This is a genomic window from Hominiventricola aquisgranensis (assembly GCF_040096225.1).
Taxonomy (GTDB): domain Bacteria; phylum Bacillota; class Clostridia; order Lachnospirales; family Lachnospiraceae; genus Hominiventricola; species Hominiventricola aquisgranensis.
Genome location: NZ_JBBMFC010000020.1, coordinates 1 through 18,835 on the forward strand (window position 1 = coordinate 1; position 18,835 = coordinate 18,835).

13 protein-coding genes and 1 pseudogene are annotated in these 18,835 nt (G+C 47.1%); 11 read left to right on the top strand and 3 right to left on the bottom strand.

Annotated elements, in window-relative coordinates; genetic code table 11:
* Positions 1 to 194: 194 nt before the first annotated feature.
* Both clpX and WMO62_RS11225 read left to right on the top strand, forming a co-directional pair.
* Positions 195 to 1,607, top strand: coding sequence for an ATP-dependent Clp protease ATP-binding subunit ClpX (clpX, locus tag WMO62_RS11220; RefSeq protein WP_349144690.1), 1,413 nt, complete (start codon positions 195 to 197; stop codon positions 1,605 to 1,607).
* Positions 1,608 to 1,610: 3 nt separating this feature from the next.
* Positions 1,611 to 2,078 (top strand): signal peptidase II, encoded by a 468-nt coding sequence (locus WMO62_RS11225; RefSeq protein ID WP_118511283.1) that lies wholly within the window; start codon positions 1,611 to 1,613, stop codon positions 2,076 to 2,078.
* Between the two features lie 21 nt (positions 2,079 to 2,099).
* Here WMO62_RS11225 and WMO62_RS11230 read toward each other — a convergent pair whose 3' ends face one another.
* On the bottom strand, positions 2,100 to 2,534 hold the full coding sequence (locus tag WMO62_RS11230; protein ID WP_117499137.1) for a hypothetical protein: 435 nt from the start codon (positions 2,532 to 2,534) through the stop codon (positions 2,100 to 2,102).
* Positions 2,535 to 2,716: 182 nt separating this feature from the next.
* Here WMO62_RS11230 and WMO62_RS11235 point away from each other — a divergent pair, with 182 nt between their 5' ends.
* From WMO62_RS11235 to ftsX, 3 genes are read left to right on the top strand one after another with little or no spacing between them, the layout of a single operon-like run.
* The gene (locus WMO62_RS11235) at positions 2,717 to 3,802 is read left to right on the top strand and encodes a helix-turn-helix domain-containing protein (protein WP_147601706.1); all 1,086 of its coding nucleotides are present in this window, start codon (positions 2,717 to 2,719) and stop codon (positions 3,800 to 3,802) included.
* A gap of 55 nt (positions 3,803 to 3,857) precedes the next feature.
* Positions 3,858 to 4,538, top strand: coding sequence for a cell division ATP-binding protein FtsE (gene ftsE / locus WMO62_RS11240; RefSeq protein ID WP_117499133.1), 681 nt, complete (start codon positions 3,858 to 3,860; stop codon positions 4,536 to 4,538).
* Positions 4,535 to 5,443, top strand: a complete 909-nt coding sequence (gene ftsX, locus WMO62_RS11245; protein WP_117499131.1) for a permease-like cell division protein FtsX — start codon at positions 4,535 to 4,537, stop codon at positions 5,441 to 5,443. Before ftsE ends, ftsX begins: the two co-directional genes overlap by 4 nt.
* Here the strand turns inward: ftsX and WMO62_RS15915 are convergent.
* A pseudogene (locus tag WMO62_RS15915) lies at positions 5,422 to 5,619 on the bottom strand (hypothetical protein); the annotation flags it as partial. The gene ftsX and the pseudogene WMO62_RS15915 sit on opposite strands and share 22 nt — an antisense overlap.
* Positions 5,620 to 5,773: 154 nt before the next feature.
* Here WMO62_RS15915 and WMO62_RS11250 point away from each other — a divergent pair.
* The 3 genes from WMO62_RS11250 to WMO62_RS11260 are packed head-to-tail and all read left to right on the top strand — an operon-like array spanning position 5,774 to position 10,659.
* Positions 5,774 to 6,733, top strand: a complete 960-nt coding sequence (locus tag WMO62_RS11250) for a murein hydrolase activator EnvC family protein (protein WP_435390487.1) — start codon at positions 5,774 to 5,776, stop codon at positions 6,731 to 6,733.
* A 42-nt stretch (positions 6,734 to 6,775) separates the two neighbouring features.
* Positions 6,776 to 7,963 carry a S41 family peptidase gene (locus WMO62_RS11255; protein WP_118439515.1) on the top strand — a complete coding sequence of 396 codons (1,188 nt, stop codon included), beginning with the start codon at positions 6,776 to 6,778 and terminating at the stop codon, positions 7,961 to 7,963.
* A gap of 14 nt (positions 7,964 to 7,977) precedes the next feature.
* Positions 7,978 to 10,659 (top strand): transglycosylase domain-containing protein, encoded by a 2,682-nt coding sequence (locus WMO62_RS11260; RefSeq protein ID WP_349144692.1) that lies wholly within the window; start codon positions 7,978 to 7,980, stop codon positions 10,657 to 10,659.
* Positions 10,660 to 10,967: 308 nt separating this feature from the next.
* On the opposite strand, the gene WMO62_RS11265 is transcribed toward WMO62_RS11260, so the two are convergent.
* On the bottom strand, positions 10,968 to 11,687 hold the full coding sequence (locus WMO62_RS11265; protein ID WP_349144693.1) for a metallophosphoesterase family protein: 720 nt from the start codon (positions 11,685 to 11,687) through the stop codon (positions 10,968 to 10,970).
* A 209-nt stretch (positions 11,688 to 11,896) separates the two neighbouring features.
* Between WMO62_RS11265 and WMO62_RS11270 the strand changes: the two genes are divergently transcribed.
* From WMO62_RS11270 to uvrA, 3 genes are all read left to right on the top strand, one after another.
* Positions 11,897 to 13,873 carry a transglycosylase domain-containing protein gene (locus WMO62_RS11270; RefSeq protein ID WP_349144694.1) on the top strand — a complete coding sequence of 659 codons (1,977 nt, stop codon included), beginning with the start codon at positions 11,897 to 11,899 and terminating at the stop codon, positions 13,871 to 13,873.
* Positions 13,874 to 13,986: 113 nt separating this feature from the next.
* Positions 13,987 to 15,969, top strand: a complete 1,983-nt coding sequence (gene uvrB / locus WMO62_RS11275; RefSeq protein WP_349144695.1) for an excinuclease ABC subunit UvrB — start codon at positions 13,987 to 13,989, stop codon at positions 15,967 to 15,969.
* Between the two features lie 2 nt (positions 15,970 to 15,971).
* Positions 15,972 to 18,827 (top strand): excinuclease ABC subunit UvrA, encoded by a 2,856-nt coding sequence (gene uvrA, locus WMO62_RS11280; protein WP_349144696.1) that lies wholly within the window; start codon positions 15,972 to 15,974, stop codon positions 18,825 to 18,827.
* Positions 18,828 to 18,835: the final 8 nt, after the last annotated feature.

The window sequence follows — 18,835 nt, forward strand, 5'->3', positions numbered from 1 at the left end:
TTTTTACTGAATAAAATAAACGCAAGAGAAAAGTGGTGCCTGGCCTAACGGTCAAACACCACTTTGTCTACAGTCTGGGGCTGAGGCAGTTACTGCCGCAGCCTTTTTTTAACAGGTTGTTTATAAAAAGTTCACTTGCGGATGGCAAAACGGTACTATATAATTGAACCAGTGAAAAGAGGAGAATAACAAGTATGAACATAGACGAAAAAGATACAGAATTAAAAGAAGGACAGAATCCGGATGACAACAGCAGCCAGGAGGCATGTTTTGTCTGCCACAGACCAGCCAGCAAAGCGGGAAAGATGATCCATCTGACCGATGAGATCTGCATCTGCCAGGACTGCATGCAGAAGACACTGGATATGATGAATAATGGCAATGTGGATTACAGTAAGATGGATTTCTCCAGAATGCCCAATATCAGTATGGTGAATCTGTCAGATCTTCAGAATATCTTTCCGGGTCGTCAGAAAGTAAAGAAAAAAGCACCGGACAAGGAAAAACAGCCGGAAAAAGTACTGGATATCCATTCAATCCCGGCACCTCATAAGATCAAAGCCAGCCTGGACGAATATGTAGTGGGACAGGAGCAGGCGAAAAAAGTGATCTCCGTGGCAGTGTACAATCACTATAAAAGAGTAGCTGCAGGACCGGATGCAGATGGTATCGAGATTGAAAAATCCAATATGCTGATGATCGGACCGACTGGAAGCGGCAAGACTTACCTGGTAAAGACTCTGGCCAGATTACTGGATGTACCGCTGGCCATTGCAGATGCTACGTCTCTTACAGAGGCCGGCTATATCGGTGACGATATTGAGAGCGTATTGTCCAAGCTTCTGGCAGCTGCAGACAATGATGTGGAGAAGGCAGAAAAAGGAATCGTATTCATTGATGAGATCGATAAGATCGCCAAGAAGCGCAATACCAATCAGCGTGATGTGAGCGGAGAATCTGTGCAGCAAGGACTGCTGAAGCTGCTGGAAGGTGCAGAGGTAGAAGTGCCGGTGGGAGCTAACAGCAAGAATGCCATGGTTCCGCTGGAGACTGTGAATACGAAGAATATTCTGTTTATCTGTGGAGGTGCATTCCCGGATCTTGAAAATATTATCAAGGAGCGTCTGAATAAACAGTCTTCTATCGGTTTCCGGGCAGATCTGAAGGATAAATATGATCATGAAAAGAATCTGATTCGGAAAGTGACTGTAGAGGATCTTCGTAATTTTGGCATGATTCCGGAATTTCTTGGAAGATTACCGATCATCTACACGTTGGATGGACTCAGTGAAGAGATGATGGTGCGTATCTTAAAAGAGCCGAAAAATGCGATCCTGAAGCAGTATCAGAAGCTGCTGGCGCTGGATGAAGTAAAGCTTGATTTTACAGATGATGCGCTGTCTGCGATCGCCAGAAAAGCGATGGAAAAAGATACAGGTGCGAGAGCACTGCGTGCGATCATTGAGGATTTTATGCTGGATATTATGTACGAGATCCCCAAAGATGATAATATCGGACAGGTGACGATCACCGGCGACTATATTGAACATAAGGGAGGACCGCTGATTACCATGCGCGGAGTGCCCGCACTGGAAATGCAGGGTTAAGAGATGAAATTATTATATGTACAACTTGCTTTGGGACTGTTTCAGCTGGATCATGCAGTGAAGCAGGAGATCGAGCAGCTGCCTGAACAGGAAGAAGAACATCTTCTTCCTGGAGGGCTGGCAGGGATTAAGCGATTACATAATTATGGAACAGCCGGAGGACATGCCAGGGGACACATGGACAAGATCATCCGCTGGAGTGGCTGTGTAACTGCAGGAATTGCTGCTATGTTTGCGTGGGTGCTGACAAAGCCGGATCGGAAGATGGAGAAGACCGGATATACGTTCCTGCTGGGAGGAGCATTGTCCAACCTTTATGATCGTTGCAGGAAAGGTTATGTAACAGATTATATCCGTTTCCATTCACCATGGAAACGGTTGAATGAGCTGGTATTTAATCTGTCAGACTTCTTTATTATGGCAGGTGCTGTGCTTGTCTGGCTTGGAAGAGAAGGCCATTCCCGAAGATAAGACTTCCGGGAGTGGCTTCTTTTATTTTTCGGCTTTTTCCAGAGCAGTGCGGATGGTACTCATGAGCATCATGGAGGTATACTGGCTGTCTTCGGAATAAGAGACATCCTCCGCAGACTGCTTTTCGCAGATCTGAGCAGAGAGATCATGAAGAGCTGGTTCCATCAGAGGATACATGGCTGCTACAGTCTCATCCAGCTGATGAAAGGTGATGGAAGAGATGTAGTCCCGGTCCACAGTGACTGCGATTTCCACCGGGCTGCCGCCAAGAGTCATGGAAGCAGTGTAGATCCCGGCTGTATATTTACCGGAGAGATCCGTAAGAGTGCGTTCTGAATGGTCTTCTGAGAACATAAAGATCAGGAGCAGAAGCAGTACGATGCCCAGTACAACAAAGATGGCGGTATAGATCAGTTCTTTCATATGGAAGACCCATATTCTGGTTTTTGAACTCATGGATGGACTCCTGTATCGGGGTTTCTTTGACTACACTTTATGTGAGCTGTCATGGATTTATGCATAATAATTCATAAAAAAGTTCTTTCTTTTTTTGCTATTTTGCATTATTATATAACGTAGATATTTAGTATCTAGGGGTTTCAGGGGAAAAAGAATCGTTGTAAAGGAGAGGACATGCTATGATTTCGAATCAGATACTTCAAAACACCATTGATGGACTGAAGGGGATTACTAGGATCGACCTGTGCGTACTGGACATGGAGGGACAGACCCTTGCGTCAACAGAAGCACAGCCGGAGAATTTTGGCGGTGAAGTCGCGGCTTTTATTTCATCACCGGCAGACAGTCAGGTGGTTCATGGATATCAGTTTTTTAAGGTATTTGATGAAAATCAGCTGGAGTACATTCTACTGGCAAAGGGATCCAGTGATGACGTTTATATGGTGGGAAAGATGGCGTCCTTCCAGCTGACCAGTCTTCTGACTGCTTATAAAGAGCGTTTTGATAAAGATAATTTTATCAAGAACCTGCTGCTTGATAATCTGCTTTTGGTAGATATTTATAACCGTGCAAAGAAACTGCATATTGCAACAGAAGTACGTCGTGTGGTATTTATTATAGAAAGCGACCGCGAGCGTGTGAATGCAGCACTGGACAGCGTGCGTAATCTCTATGGTGCGAAATCCAGAGATTTCATTACAGCCGTAGATGAGAAGAACGTGATCGTGGTAAAAGAACTGGCATTGAATGAAGGCTATGATGAGATGTTCCAGGAAGCAGAAGCCATGAAAGATGTAGTGGCACAGGATGGAGAAGATATTCATGTGGCGCTGGGAACCATTGTAGGTGAGATCAAGGAAGTATCCAGATCCTACAAGGAAGCCAAGATGGCTTTGGATGTGGGACGTATTTTCTTTGATGACAGAGATATTATTGCGTACAGCTCCCTGGGAATTGGCCGCCTGATCTATCAGCTTCCGATTCCGCTGTGCAAGATGTTTATCAGAGAGATCTTTGACGGCAGATCGCCGGATGATTTTGATGAAGAGACGCTGACAACGATCAATAAGTTCTTTGAGAACAGCCTGAATGTATCGGAGACTTCCAGACAGCTCTACATTCACAGAAATACTCTGGTATATCGTCTGGATAAGTTACAAAAGTCCACAGGACTTGACATTCGTGTGTTTGAAGATGCCATCACGTTCAAGATCGCACTGATGGTTGTAAAATATATGAAGTATATGGAGACTCTGGATTATTAAAAAGTCTCCCGCGGCAGTATGCCGCTGCTGAAGTAAGACACTTAGGAGGATTTCCATGATTGTACTGGAAAACGTGGTGAAAGAATATCCCAATGGCGTGGGCGCCATCAATGGGATCAGCCTGCATATTGAGCGGGGAGAATTTGTATTTGTAGTAGGTGACAGCGGTTCGGGTAAATCAACACTGATCAAGCTGCTTTTGAAGGAGCTGGAACCCACCAGCGGAACGATCCGTGTAAATGGTGTGAATCTTGGACGTATGAAAAAGCGCGCGATCCCCAAATACCGCAGAAAGATCGGATGTGTATTCCAGGATTTCCGTCTTCTGAAAGACAGAAATGTATATGAGAATGTGGCATTTGCCCAGAGAGTTGTTGTCACACCGATCAAAGAGATCAAGAAAAATGTTCCGGCCATGCTGTCGCTGGTGGGACTGGCAGAAAAATACAAGTCATTTCCAAGACAGCTCTCCGGTGGAGAACAGCAGAGAGTGGCACTGGCGCGTGCGCTGGTGAACAGCCCGGATATCCTGCTGGCAGATGAGCCGACCGGAAATCTTGACCCCAAGACCTCCAGAGAGATCATGAAGCTTCTGGAGGAGATCAATGCCCGCGGTACGACGGTGCTTGTGGTTACACATGATCAGGCAATCGTTAATACGATGAAAAAACGAGTGATCCGTATGCAGAAGGGAATCATTACGGAAGACGAGAAAGAAAGCGGGTACATCGGATGAGATTCAATACGATAGGATACTGCTTTAAGCAGGGATTTAAAAATATCTGGAGAAACAAGTTATTTTCACTGGCTTCCATGGCAACCATGGCAGCATGTATATTTATGTTTGGCATCTTTTTCTGTATGGTACAGAATTTTCAGCATTTTGTAAGAGAAGCAGAAGAGGGTGTTGCAGTAACGGTTCTGTTTGACGAAGGAACCACAGAGGATGAGATCCTGGAGATCGGGCAGGGACTGACCAAGCGTGACGGTGTCTCGGAGGTTGTCTATGTTTCAGCGGACGAAGCATGGAAAAGCTATCAGGAGAAATATTTTGAGGGCAATCCGGAAGTTGCCGAGGCATTTGTAGATGATAACCCGCTGGCAAACAGTTCGAACCTTGAGATCTATATGAAGGATATTTCCAAACAGGATGATCTGGTCACCTATATTGAATCACTGGATAAGGTAAGAAAAGTAAACCGTTCAGATTCAGTTGCATCCATGCTGACAGATTTCAACAGACTGGTCAGTTATGTGTCGGTTGCAATTATCGGGCTGCTGCTGGCAGTAGCGATCTTCCTGATCAATAATACAGTTGCTATCGGTATCTCCGTCAGAAGAGAAGAGATTGGTATTATGAGACTGATCGGAGCGAAGAATTCCTTTATCAAAGCACCGTTTCTTATTGAAGGTATTGTGATCGGACTGGTGGGAGCGATCTTCCCGCTGATCCTTCTGTATTTCCTGTATAATAAACTAATCACTTATGTGGGAACCCAGTTTACAGGACTGAGCAATGTGATGGATTTTCTTCCTGCAGCGCAGCTGTTCCAGACTCTGCTTCCGGTAGGTATGGCACTGGGTGTGGGAATTGGATTTTTTGGAAGTATAGTGACCATTCAGAGACATCTGAAGGTATAGAGGAGTGCAGGCCGGAGGCTGAACATGAGAAAAAGAACGATCGGTATCCTGCTTGGCATGGCAGTGCTGGCTTTTGCGTCTGGCAGGGTCAGCACAGCGATGGACAGTGTGTATGCGGCAGAAGAGTCGGACACGTCTGATGATGAAGAGGATGAAGATGAGGAAGAAGAGGACGACAGTTATACAAAAGAACTGGAACAGAAGCGAAATAATGCGCTTGACCAGATCAAGTCATTGAAGTCCGATATTTCCACTGTAGAGAGCAAAATCAAGGAACTGAAGAACAGTAAGAGCAATCTTCAGTCATATATCAATCAGCTTGACGGGCAGATGAATACTCTTTCTTCCCAGATCAAAAAGCTGGAAGATGATATAGCAGCTACGGAAGATGATATAGCAGCTCGTACAGAAGAGCTGGAAAAAGCAGAAGCGGATGCGCAGGATCAGTATGAGATGATGAAAACGCGGATCTGCTATTTGTATGAAAATGGGAATCCGTCGATGCTGGCTGCATTTCTGGAAGCGGACAGTATGGCAGATATGATAAATCGGGTAGAATATGCAAGACAGGTGTCTGAATATGATCAGCGGATGATGCAGAAGCTGAGTGATACCATGCAGGACATAAAAGAACAGAAGGAAGCTCTGGAGGAAGAAAAGCAGGAGCAGGAAGATCTGCTGAGTGAAGTACAGGCACAGAAGCAGGCGGTCAACAAAGCCATGGATGCCAAGACAGCCGAGATCAACAGCTATCAGGAGCAGATCAATTCCGCTTCCGGCGAACAGAGCGAATATGAAAAGCAGCTGAACGAACAGGAAAAGCTGTTGGCACAGGTGGAGAATCAGATTGCAGCGGCGGCAGCTGCCAAAGCGGCGGCCAGTGATGGAGACGGAGGAAGCTCCGGTTTCATGTGGCCATGTCCGGCCAGTCATCGGATCACCAGTACATTTGGTAAGCGTACGGCTCCGGTTGCAGGAGCATCCACCTATCATAAAGGAATCGATATTGGAGCATCATCGGGCTCTGCCATTGTAGCAGCGGCTTCCGGCAGAGTGACGACCTCAGCATATAGTTCTTCAGCAGGAAATTATGTGGTTATTTCCCATGGAAATGGGATATCAACGGTGTATATGCATGCTTCTGCACGCTATGTATCAGAAGGTGATGTGGTTTCCAAAGGGCAGACCATCGCTGCTGTGGGATCCACAGGATTTTCAACCGGACCGCATCTGCATTTCGGCGTGATCGTCAATGGAAGTTATGTGAACCCGTTGGGCTATGTAAACTGATTGGAACATAGAATGTGAGGAGTAAAAAAGGAGAGACAACAGATGGAAGAAAGACCGAAGCGGCATTCTTTTGGAAAAGGGCTTCTTTGTGGCATTCTGTTGTGTGTGGTTGCGATGGGCGTGGGCGGATGTGCTGCGCCCTATTTCTATAAAATGTTCACACACACCAGCTTGAACAAAAGTCTGGAAAATGAAGCAGAGATCACAGAGAAGATGGAGGAACTGAACGACTATATCAATCAGTACTACCTCTTTGATTACACAGATGAGAATGTAGAAAGCGGCATCTATAAAGGGATGATGGCAGGACTTGGAGATATATATACCTGCTATTATACACCAGATGAGTATGCAAGCTTCATGGAGAGCTCCAATGGTAATTACAGCGGTATTGGTGCTATGCTGAGCCAGGATTATTCCACCGGTATCATCACGGTTGTACAGGTGTTTGAAGGATCCCCGGCAGAAGAAGTGGGACTTCAGCCTGACGACATTCTTTACAAGGTAAAGGGGGAAGAAGTAACCGGACAGGATCTGTCTCTGGTCGTGACAGATCTGAAAGGGGAAGAAGGCACAGCTGTGGATATCAGTGTGATGAGAGGCACTGAGGAGATCGATCTTACGGTAACCAGAAGAAAGATCGAAGTTCCGACAGTAGAGAGCAGAATGCTCACAGATACCATCGGATATATTGGAATCACAGAATTTGATGATGTGACAGATGACCAGTTCTTAAGCGCGTTAGATGAGTTGAAAGAAGAAGGAATGCAGGATCTTGTGATCGATCTTCGCAACAACGGCGGCGGACTGGTGGATGTGACCTGTAATATTCTGGATGAATTGCTTCCGGAAGGTCTGATCGTCTATACAGAAGATAAATATGGAAATCGTCAGGAAGAATATTCCGATGCGGAGCATTATTTTGACGGAAAGATGGCTGTGCTGGTCAATGGAAACAGTGCCAGTGCATCCGAGATCTTCGCAGGTGCCATCAAAGATTATGGAGTGGGAACCCTGATCGGAACCCAGACATTTGGAAAAGGAATCGTGCAGAGCCTGTTCCCCTTAAGCGACGGATCTGCCATTAAGATCACTGTGTCCAGATATTATACTCCGGCAGGAAATAATATTCATGAAGTGGGAATTGCACCAGATATTGTTTTAGATAAAGATACAGAAAGTGCAGATGATAACCAGCTGCAGAAGGCAATCGAAGTATTGAGCGAATAAAAGGAGGCCAACGAATGAATTACAGTAAGAAAAGCACCTCCAGAAAACAGAAGGCTCTCAAAGGAAAAGGTACCAAGATGGGTAAGAAACTGGGAGTCGTCTTTATGAAGACACTGTTGGTGCTGATCATTGCGCTGGGCGTCGCCGGTCTGTGCGGCGGAATCGGTATTATTAAAGGTGTTATGGAAAATGCACCTGACATTACCAGTGCCAGTGTACTGCCAAGAGGTTATAAATCCGTTGTCTATGATGCGGACGGTAACAAGACGGCAGAGCTTGTGGCAGAAGGAACCAACCGTACGTATGTAAAACTGGATAATATTCCAAAGCATGTGCAGGAAGCATTTATCGCCATCGAGGATGAGCGATTCTATGATCACAATGGAATTGATATTCAGGGTATGGTCCGTGCGGGAGTCAAATTTGTAGTCAGCGGATTCAGAACTACACAGGGTGCAAGTACGATCACCCAGCAGCTGCTGAAGAATAATGTCTTTGACTTCATGTCGGAGGATGGCATGCTGGATAAGATAGAGAGAAAGCTGCAGGAGCAGTATCTGGCGATCCAGCTGGAAAAGGTCATGTCTAAGCAGGAGATTTTGGAGAGCTATCTGAATACCATTAACCTGGGGCAGAACTGCCTGGGTGTTCAGGCGGCAGCCAACCGATATTTTGGAAAGAGCGTCAGTGAACTGGATATTTCTGAAGCAGCGGTTATTGCGGCGATCACTAAGAGCCCCAGCGGATATAACCCAATCAAGCATCCGAATAAGAACAAAGAGCGTCGTGCACTGGTTCTGAAAAATATGATGGATCAGGGGTACATCTCAGAGAGTGAGTATGAAGACGCACTGGCAGATGATGTATATGCACGGATCCAGGAAAATAATGAAACAACAGAGACAACCAACACAGTATATTCTTATTTTGTAGATGAGCTGATTGATCAGGTAAAGGCTGATCTGGTGGAAAAAGCCGGATATACGGATTCCCAGGCGTCCAATGCGCTGTACAGCAGCGGACTGAAGATCTACAGTACACAAAGTCCCAGTATACAAAAAGCGCTGGATGAAGAATTTGCAAATGAAGAGAATTTCCCGAGCAATGTAAAGGTAGGTATTGAGTGGGCCATGACTGTGGTGAATCCTAACGGAGATACCACCAATTACAGTCAGGAAATGATGATCTCCTACTATAAACAGAACGACAGCAGTTATGAACCTCTGTACAGCTCCAAGGATGATGCACAGGCAGCTATTGATGGTTATGTGGCAACTCTTGGAATTACAGATGATGATACGGTCTATGAAGATTGTTCCTTTATCATGCAGCCACAGGCTTCCATGGTGATCATGGATCAGACAACTGGCGAAGTGGTTGCCATGATCGGAGGCCGTGGAGAGAAGACTGCGAACAAAACTTTGAATCGTGCATCTGATTCCCTCAGAAACCCTGGTTCTACTTTTAAGATCGTGGCAGCTTATGCGCCTGCTTTTGAGGAATTGGGTTATGGACCGGGAACTGTATTATATGATGGACCGTATGCATATTCCGGTGCGGACAGCCGACTGGTAAAGAACTGGGATAAAAATACTCCATACCGTGGATGGACAACGATTCGCGAGGCAATCACCCGTTCCATGAATATTATGGCAGTTAAGACCATTACGGATGTGACTACTCCGGTAGCGGTTGATTATCTGCTTCGGTTTGGATTTACCAGCCTGTCACTGGAGGGCTCTAATACAGACTATGGTCAGGCAACTGCTCTGGGTGGAATCACCAACGGTGTATCTAATCTGGAACTGACAGCCGCTTATGCAGGTATTGCCAACAAGGGTGACTATATCAAACCGAGAATGTACACCAAGGTTGTGGACAATGAGGGAAATGTAGTCCTGGACAATGAGCCGGAGGAGACGCAGGTCATCTCCGAGCAGAACGCATGGCTTCTCATTGACTGTATGAAAGATGTTGTCAATGGTGCAGGTGGAACTTCAGGTTCGGCGAAGATCACCAATATGACTACTGCTGGTAAATCCGGTACTACATCTGAAAACCGTGACGTATGGTTTGTTGGTATGTCTCCGTATTACACGGCAGGTATCTGGGTTGGTTATGATAACAACGGGTATAAGCATGAGCTGAGCAGTAAGGCCGGTGAGACCAGCTTCCACAAGAAGCTGTGGGCGAAAGTTATGAGCCGGATCCATGAAGGTCTGGAAAATAAAGATTTTGAGAAACCTTCAGGAATTGTGCAGGCAACCATTTGTACCAAATCAGGCAAATTGGCAGTGGCTGGCTTGTGTGACAGTGACGGTCGGGAAGGTATCGTGCGAAATGAATATTTTGCAGAAGGAACCGTGCCGACAGAGACCTGTGATCATCATGTGATCGTAAATATTTGTGCAGATACAGGACTTCTGGCAACCAGCATGTGCCCGAATCAGGTACCGCAGGTGAAACTGCTTCTTCCGGCAATGCAGGAGGGAGTGGCAGAGGCAGTAACGCAGGATACGGCATATGGTATCAGTGCCAATCTGCAGGCAGCAACCTGTACGGTTCATAGTGGCGGTGTCTATGTGCCGAGTGAATATGAATTGTCCGGCAGCGGAGCCGCTGGAACGGCAGCACCAGCGCAGGATCAAGGTGGAGCTGCGGCACAGGAAAGTAATGAACCGGCGCCAATTCCATAAAAAAATATAAAATATAGCAGCCCTGAGTGGTAGCATAAAGTTCGTATGAAAATATAGCAGCCCTGAGTGGTAGCATAAAAGCTCGTATGACGTGTATCGGACAGAAAAGTCCTGCTGTACTGCCTGCTTACGTACACTAAGGTGTACGCATCAGTCAGTACAACAGAACCTTCCTGTTCGCTCCAAGTCATACAGCGCAGTTTATTGCTACCGCTCAGGGCTGTTGTAGGTTTTCGAGAGTTTTATGCTGCTGTTCAGGGTTGCTGTATGTTTGGGGAGAAGTTTGGAGTGCCGCTCGGACGGAGAAATTACTTCTCATATCCCTTCACATACGCGCATTCTCCTGTCTCCAGGCAATAAGCTGCCAGATTTCCTCCGAAGACGCAGCCGCAGTCCACGGCGATATGTCCGGCACCTTCGTAGATCAGTGGTTCCATATCTTTCCGGATCAGCTGGGTGGGGGTGTGTCCGGTCACCAGATAGATGGAAGGATCGGAATAATATCGTCTTTCATAATCGGTCCGTTCGTAGATAAAGTCCTGAAGTTTATATTGTTCCAGAGGTTTCGACTCTTCAAAATCACGGATGCCGCCATGAACCAGAATGTAAGTTTTGTCTGCGGCTGTCACTTTCTGATAAGAAGGCATCTTCCGAAAATAATCCAGAAATTCACTTCGTTCATGAAGGCTCATATTTAAGAATCCCTGTACCGTTGACTTTCCGCCGTCTTTGATCCAGTATTTGCAGGTCAGCAGATCCTCGGAATTGATGATGGTTCCATGTGGGTTCGGTGTCTCGCCGATATCGAACCTCTCCAGGATCTGCAGTGCCCGGTAGTCATGGTTGCCCATGATTGTCACCACATTTTTTCGCCGCATCACGTCCTTGACCACTTCCATGGGCTCAGGTCCACGGTCTACCAGATCTCCCAGCAGATATAAAGTATCTCTCTCTGAAAAATGAATTTTATCTAATAATTTCATGTACTGCTCATAGCAGCCATGAATATCTGAAATCACGTAGTTCACAGTCAGTCCTCCGTCTGTAAGTGGCTTTTATTATAACAGACTGCACCGCAGAAGTGTAGAAATCTTGTTCTGCCATGGTTGAACTTCCTGCCAAAATATGAAATAATGAGCGCAAGAGAGTCAAAGAGCGCTTGCTCACTCTTGACGAACGGCGAAATTATTGAGTGATGAAATCACAAAATAATAGAGAAATAATAAAGGGGCCGATTATGGAGAACGAACATTTACCTGATAAACAGACAAAGAAAAGGGCACATCATAAAAAATCCCAACACAAAAAGACCACAACAAAGAAGCATTCCCGCAAGAACATGAACAGTTTTGTATTTCATCTGACACAGATCTGTGTATTGTGTATTGTACTTGGTGCGATCGGACTGTTTTTTGTGGCAGGATATCCGCAGAAAGTATTTTCTCTGTATCTGGAAGCACAGACCGTTGCCCGGGAGTCATCTGCCAGTGATTTTCAGACCGGGCAGGTGGGGGAAGTCTATGATTCCGACGGCAACCGGATCGCATTGCTGCAGAACGATAAAAATATTATTTATCTGACTTCTGACCAGATTCCAGAACTGGTAAAACAGGCATTTGTCAGTATTGAGGATAAGAGGTTTTACAAGCACCATGGTTCTGATTCATTCGCTATTGTGCGTGCGGTGACTTCACTGCTTGGAAAGGGGCGAATCACCCAGGGAGGCAGTACGATCACCCAGCAGCTGGTGAGAAATATTTATCTGACTCATACCATCCGCTGGGAACGTAAAGTGGAAGAGATCTTTATTGCTCATGCTATGGAACGGGAATATTCCAAAGACGAGTTGCTGGAATTTTATATCAATAATATTTATTTTTCCAATGGATGTTATGGTATCGAGGCTGCCAGTCAGAAATATTTCAGCCGCAGTGTGTCTGACCTGGATCTGTCGGAAACGGCATTTTTATGCGCAATTCCCAACAATCCAAGTATCTATGATCCGCTGACTCATGCGGACAAGACGATAGAGCGCCGGAATCTGATCCTTCAGAATATGCTGGATGACGGGATCATCAATGAGCAGCAATATACGGATGCGGTAAATGAGAAGATTACGCTGAGTCCGTACAGCCCGTCCTACACCCGTACATGGGCACATACGTATATCTATGAATGTGCAACGAGAGCATTGATGGAAGTGACGGGGAAGGATTATGATACCTGTCATGATATGCTGTACAACAATGGTTACAAGGTCTATACCTCCATTGATATGGAAGCACAGGAACTGCTGCAGACGACGGTAGATACGGAACTGGAAGATTATAATACGAGAAATAACAACGGTTCCTATGCGCTGCAGGCATCAGCTGTCACCATCGACAACACGACTGGTCTGGTCACTGCTATTGTAGGCGGACGCAGCCAGGATGATGTGTCTGCGGACTACAATCGGGCTTACTTAAGTTTTCGTCAGCCGGGAAGCTCCATCAAGCCATTGATCGTCTACACGCCGGCATTGGAGCGTGGCTACACAGCTTCTTCCACGGTGGTCGATTCCAAGGAGCCGGATGGACCTTCCAATGCAGGAAGTTATTCCGGAGCCATATCGCTTCGGACTGCAGTGGAACAGTCCAAGAACACGGTTGCATATAAAATGTTCCGGGAACTGACACCGGAGGTGGGGCTTCAGTATCTGTTGAATATGAATTTTTCATCGATCCAGGACAGCGATTATGTGTTATCCGCTGCACTGGGTGGATTGAGTAAAGGTGCAAGTTGTCTGGAGATGACATCTGCTTATGCTACATTGGAAAATGAAGGGGTGTTCCGTCAGCCAACCTGCGTCACCCTGATCACTGACAGTAAGGGCAATGTGGTCGTCAGGCCGGAAACAGAAGAGAAGCAGGTCTATCAGTCTTCGGCTGCTCATGAGATGACCAACATTCTGGAAGGAGTTCTGACTCGCGGAACCGCCCATGGAAAAGCACTGACCAATATGCCCTGTGCCGGAAAGACCGGAACCACCAACGACAACATTGACGGATGGTTTGTGGGATATACGGCTTACTACACCACTGGTGTGTGGGTTGGATTCGACTCCCCACGTAGTACCCACTCTCTGTCGGGAGCCACCTATCCGTTGGATATCTGGTACAATTATATGACGGAACTTCATAAAGACAGGTCTTCACGGAATCTGAATGATTAAGAAAAAGTACAGAACAAACATTCGAGTTTGTTCTGTACTTTTTTTCTTTTGAATGATATACTTGGTGAGTAACAATACTAGGAACAGAAGCAAAGATCAATCAGGAGAAGACAATGGATCACTTCAAATTAGTATCTGAATATCAACCTACCGGAGACCAGCCACAGGCCATCGACCAGTTGGTGAAGGGATTTGAGGAGGGCAATCAGTTCGAGACACTGCTTGGCGTGACAGGATCAGGAAAGACATTTACCATGGCAAATGTGATCCAGAAGCTGAACAAGCCGACGCTGCTGATCGCCCATAATAAAACACTGGCCGCACAGTTATATGGAGAGATGAAGGAGTTCTTTCCGGAAAATGCGGTGGAATATTTTGTTTCGTATTACGATTATTATCAGCCGGAGGCATATGTGCCTTCCAGCGATACTTATATAGCAAAGGATTCGTCTATCAATGATGAAATCGATAAACTGCGTCTGTCGGCAACGGCGGCACTAATCGAACGGCGGGATGTGATCATCGTCTCCAGTGTATCCTGCATCTATGGACTGGGTGAGCCGGAGAATTTTGAGAAGATGATGGTATCTCTGCGGCCTGGCATGGAACGGGATCGGGATGAGATCCTGCGGGCACTGATCGACATTCAGTATGACCGGAATGAGATGGATTTCAAGCGTGGTACCTTCCGTGTCCGCGGGGATGTGGTGGAGATCTTTCCGGCAGCATCCACGGATACTGCAGTCCGCGTGGAATTCTTCGGAGACGAGATCGAGCGGATCACAGAGATCGATGTACTGACCGGCGAGATCAAAGGAGAGCTTGAGCATGTGGCGATCTTCCCGGCATCTCACTATGTAGTACCCGGAGATCAGATCAAGCGGGCAGTGGTGGAGATTGAAAAAGAACTGGATGAACGGGTGCGTTATTTTAAGAGTGAGGACAAGCTGCTGGAAGCCCAGCGGATCGCAGAGCGTACCAACTTTGATATCGAGATGTTAAAGGAGACGGGATTCTGCTCGGGAATTGAGAACTATTCCAGACATCTGGCAGGTCTGAAGCCGGGACAACCGCCGCACACACTGATGGATTATTTTCCCGATGATTCTCTGATCATCATTGATGAGTCCCACAAGACCATTCCACAGATCCGCGGAATGTATTTTGGAGATCAGAGCCGGAAAAACACGCTGGTGGACTATGGCTTCCGTCTGCCGTCTGCCAAGGATAACCGTCCATTGAATTTTGAAGAATTTGAGAGTAAGATCAATCAGATGTTGTTCGTGTCGGCAACACCGGGAGACTATGAGGCGGAGCATGAGCTGTTGAGAGCGGAACAGATCATCAGGCCTACCGGTCTTCTTGATCCGGAGGTGTCTGTGCGTCCGGTGGAAGGACAGATTGACGATCTGATCGGGGAGATCCGCAAGGAAGTAGAAGGAAAACACAAGGTGCTGATCACCACTTTGACCAAGCGGATGGCAGAAGATCTGACCGACTATATGAAGGAACTGGGAATTCGGGTGAGGTATCTTCACTCAGATGTGGATACGTTGGAGCGGATGGAGATCATCCGGGATATGCGTCTGGATGTGTTTGACGTGCTGGTGGGTATCAACTTGCTTCGTGAAGGTCTGGATATTCCGGAGATCACGCTGGTAGCGATCCTGGATGCAGACAAGGAGGGATTTCTGCGTTCGGAGACATCCCTGATCCAGACCATTGGACGTGCGGCACGTAACAGCGAAGGTCATGTCATCATGTATGCGGACAACATGACGGATTCCATGAGGCTGGCTATCGAGGAGACCAACCGTAGACGGGAGATCCAGAAGGCATACAATGAGGAACATGGTATCACACCGCAGACCATTCACAAGGCAGTGCGGGATCTGATCCGTATATCTAAGGAAGTGGTCCAGGACGACCTGAAGTTTGAGAAGGATCCGGAATCCATGAGCCCGAAGGAACTGAAGAAACTGATCGAGCAGATCCAGAAGAAGATGAAGAAAGCAGCGGCGGATCTGGATTTTGAGACTGCAGCAGCCCTGCGTGATCAGATGATCGAACTGAAGAAGCTGCAGAATGAGGAGTAAGAATGTCTGAAGAGAGAAGAAAATTTATAAAGATTCGAGGTGCCAATGAGCACAATCTGAAAAATATCAGTCTGGAGATCCCCAGAAATGAGCTGGTGGTTCTGACGGGTCTGTCCGGTTCGGGAAAATCTTCCCTGGCCTTTGATACGATCTATGCGGAAGGGCAGAGACGTTATATGGAGTCCTTATCCTCCTATGCCCGTCAGTTCTTAGGACAGATGGAGAAGCCGGACGTTGAGAGTATTGAAGGACTGTCTCCGGCCATTTCCATTGATCAGAAATCCACCAACCGTAATCCAAGATCTACGGTGGGAACAGTGACGGAGATCTATGATTATTTCCGTCTACTCTATGCAAGGATTGGCACACCACACTGTCCCAAATGCGGCAGAGAGATCCACAAGCAGAGTGTGGATCAGATGGTGGATCAGGTCATGGCGCTGCCAGAGCGAACGAAGATCCAGCTTCTGGCCCCGGTGGTCAAAGGCCGGAAGGGTGAGCATGTGAAAGTGCTGGAAAAAGCCAGAAAGAGCGGATTTGTCCGTGTGAAGATCGATGGACATCTGTATGATCTGTCCGAGGAGATCAAGCTGGAGAAAAATAACAAGCATCTCATTGAGATCGTGGTAGATCGTCTGGTAGTAAAGCCGGGGATCGAGAAACGTCTGGCAGATTCTATTGAAACAGTGCTTGGGCTGTCGGATGGACTATTGGTGGTGGAAGTGATCGATGGGGAGATTCTGACCTTCAGTTCCAGCTATGCCTGCCCGGATTGTGGTATCAGCATTGAGGAAGTGGAGCCAAGAAGTTTTTCCTTCAACAATCCATTCGGTGCCTGCCCGGAGTGTTCCGGACTTGGTTACAAGATGGAATTTGACGAGAATCTGATGATCCCGGATAAAGCTTTGAGTATTGCAGAGGGAGCCATCCAGGTAATGGGATGGCAGTCCTGTACGGATCCGTCCAGCTTTACCTATGCGATCCTGAAAGCACTGTCAGAGGCCTATGACTTTGACCTGAATACTCCTTATGAGGAACTGCCGGAGGAGATCCGTCATATGCTGATCCATGGAACTGATGGCAGAGAGGTGATGGTCCATTATAAAGGGCAGAGAGGTGAAGGCATCTATCCGGTAGCATTTGAAGGATTGATCAAGAATTGTGAGAGACGGTATCGCGAGACGGGTTCCGACGTCATGAAGCAGGAGTATGAGAGCTTTATGAGGATCACGCCCTGCCGTGCATGTAAAGGACAGCGACTGAAACCGACTTCACTGGCGGTGACTGTCTGTGATAAAAATATTTTTGAGGTGACAGATCAGTCGGTGCGTGATCTGCAGCAGTTTCTGGAACAGATGACACTCACTCATCAACAGGAGTTGATCGGCGGACAGATCCTGAAAGAAATTCGTGCAAGAATCCGATTCCTGATGGATGTGGGTCTTGATTATCTGTCCCTGACCCGTGCCACCGGAACCCTGTCCGGTGGTGAAGCCCAGCGTATCCGTCTGGCAACTCAGATCGGTTCTGGGCTGGTAGGCGTTGCTTATATTCTGGATGAGCCAAGTATCGGACTTCATCAGAGAGATAATGATAAGCTGCTGCGAACCTTGTGCCGTCTGCGGGATCTGGGCAATACAGTGATCGTGGTAGAACATGACGAGGATACCATGCTGGCAGCAGATTATATTGTGGATATCGGACCGGGAGCAGGAGAACATGGTGGACAGGTGGTTGCCACCGGCACAGCCAGAGAGCTGATGGAGAATCCGGCATCTGTGACCGGAGCGTACCTTAGCGGCCGTCTGCAGATCCCAGTGCCTGAGACCAGACGGACACCGACGGGGTGGATGACCGTCCGTGGCGCAAGAGAAAATAATCTGCGGAATATTGATGTGCGGTTTCCGCTGGGAGTGCTGACTTGTGTGACAGGTGTGTCAGGATCTGGCAAGAGTTCACTGGTCAATGAGATTCTTTATAAGACGCTGGCGAAGACCTTGAACCGGGCAAGAACCATTCCGGGCAAACACCGCACTGTTGAAGGTATGGAGCAGCTTGACAAGGTAATCTGCATCGATCAGTCCCCCATCGGAAGAACGCCCCGGTCCAATCCGGCTACCTACACCGGTGTATTTGATATGATCCGGGACCTGTTCGCATCTACATCGGATGCAAAAGCCAAGGGTTACAAAAAAGGACGGTTCAGCTTTAACGTAAAGGGCGGCCGCTGCGAAGCCTGCTCCGGTGATGGAATTATCAAGATCGAGATGCATTTTCTGCCGGATGTCTATGTGCCATGTGAAGTCTGCCAGGGAAAACGGTATAATCGGGAGACTTTGGAAGTAAAATATAAAGGAAAGAGCATCTACGATGTGCTGGAGATGACAGTGGAGGAAGCACTGGACTTTTTTGAAAATGTGCCGTTTGTCCGAAGAAAGATCCAGACGCTCTATGATGTGGGACTTTCCTATATTAAGCTGGGGCAACCGTCCACTACATTGTCAGGTGGAGAGGCACAGCGGATCAAGCTGGCTACTGAGCTGAGTCGAAGAAGTACAGGTAAGACGGTATATATTCTGGATGAGCCTACCACAGGTCTTCATTTTGCAGATGTGCATAAGCTGACCGAGATCCTCCAGAGACTGGCAGAGGGCGGCAATACGGTGATCGTTATTGAACACAATCTGGATGTGATCAAGACTGCTGATTATATCATTGATATGGGACCGGAAGGCGGAGACGGCGGCGGAACGGTGGTTGCACAGGGAACACCGGAAGAGATTGCAGAAGTGAAAGAGTCCTATACAGGATATTATGTGAAACATTATTTGGAAAAAGCGACTTCTCAAAAACGATAAATTGATGT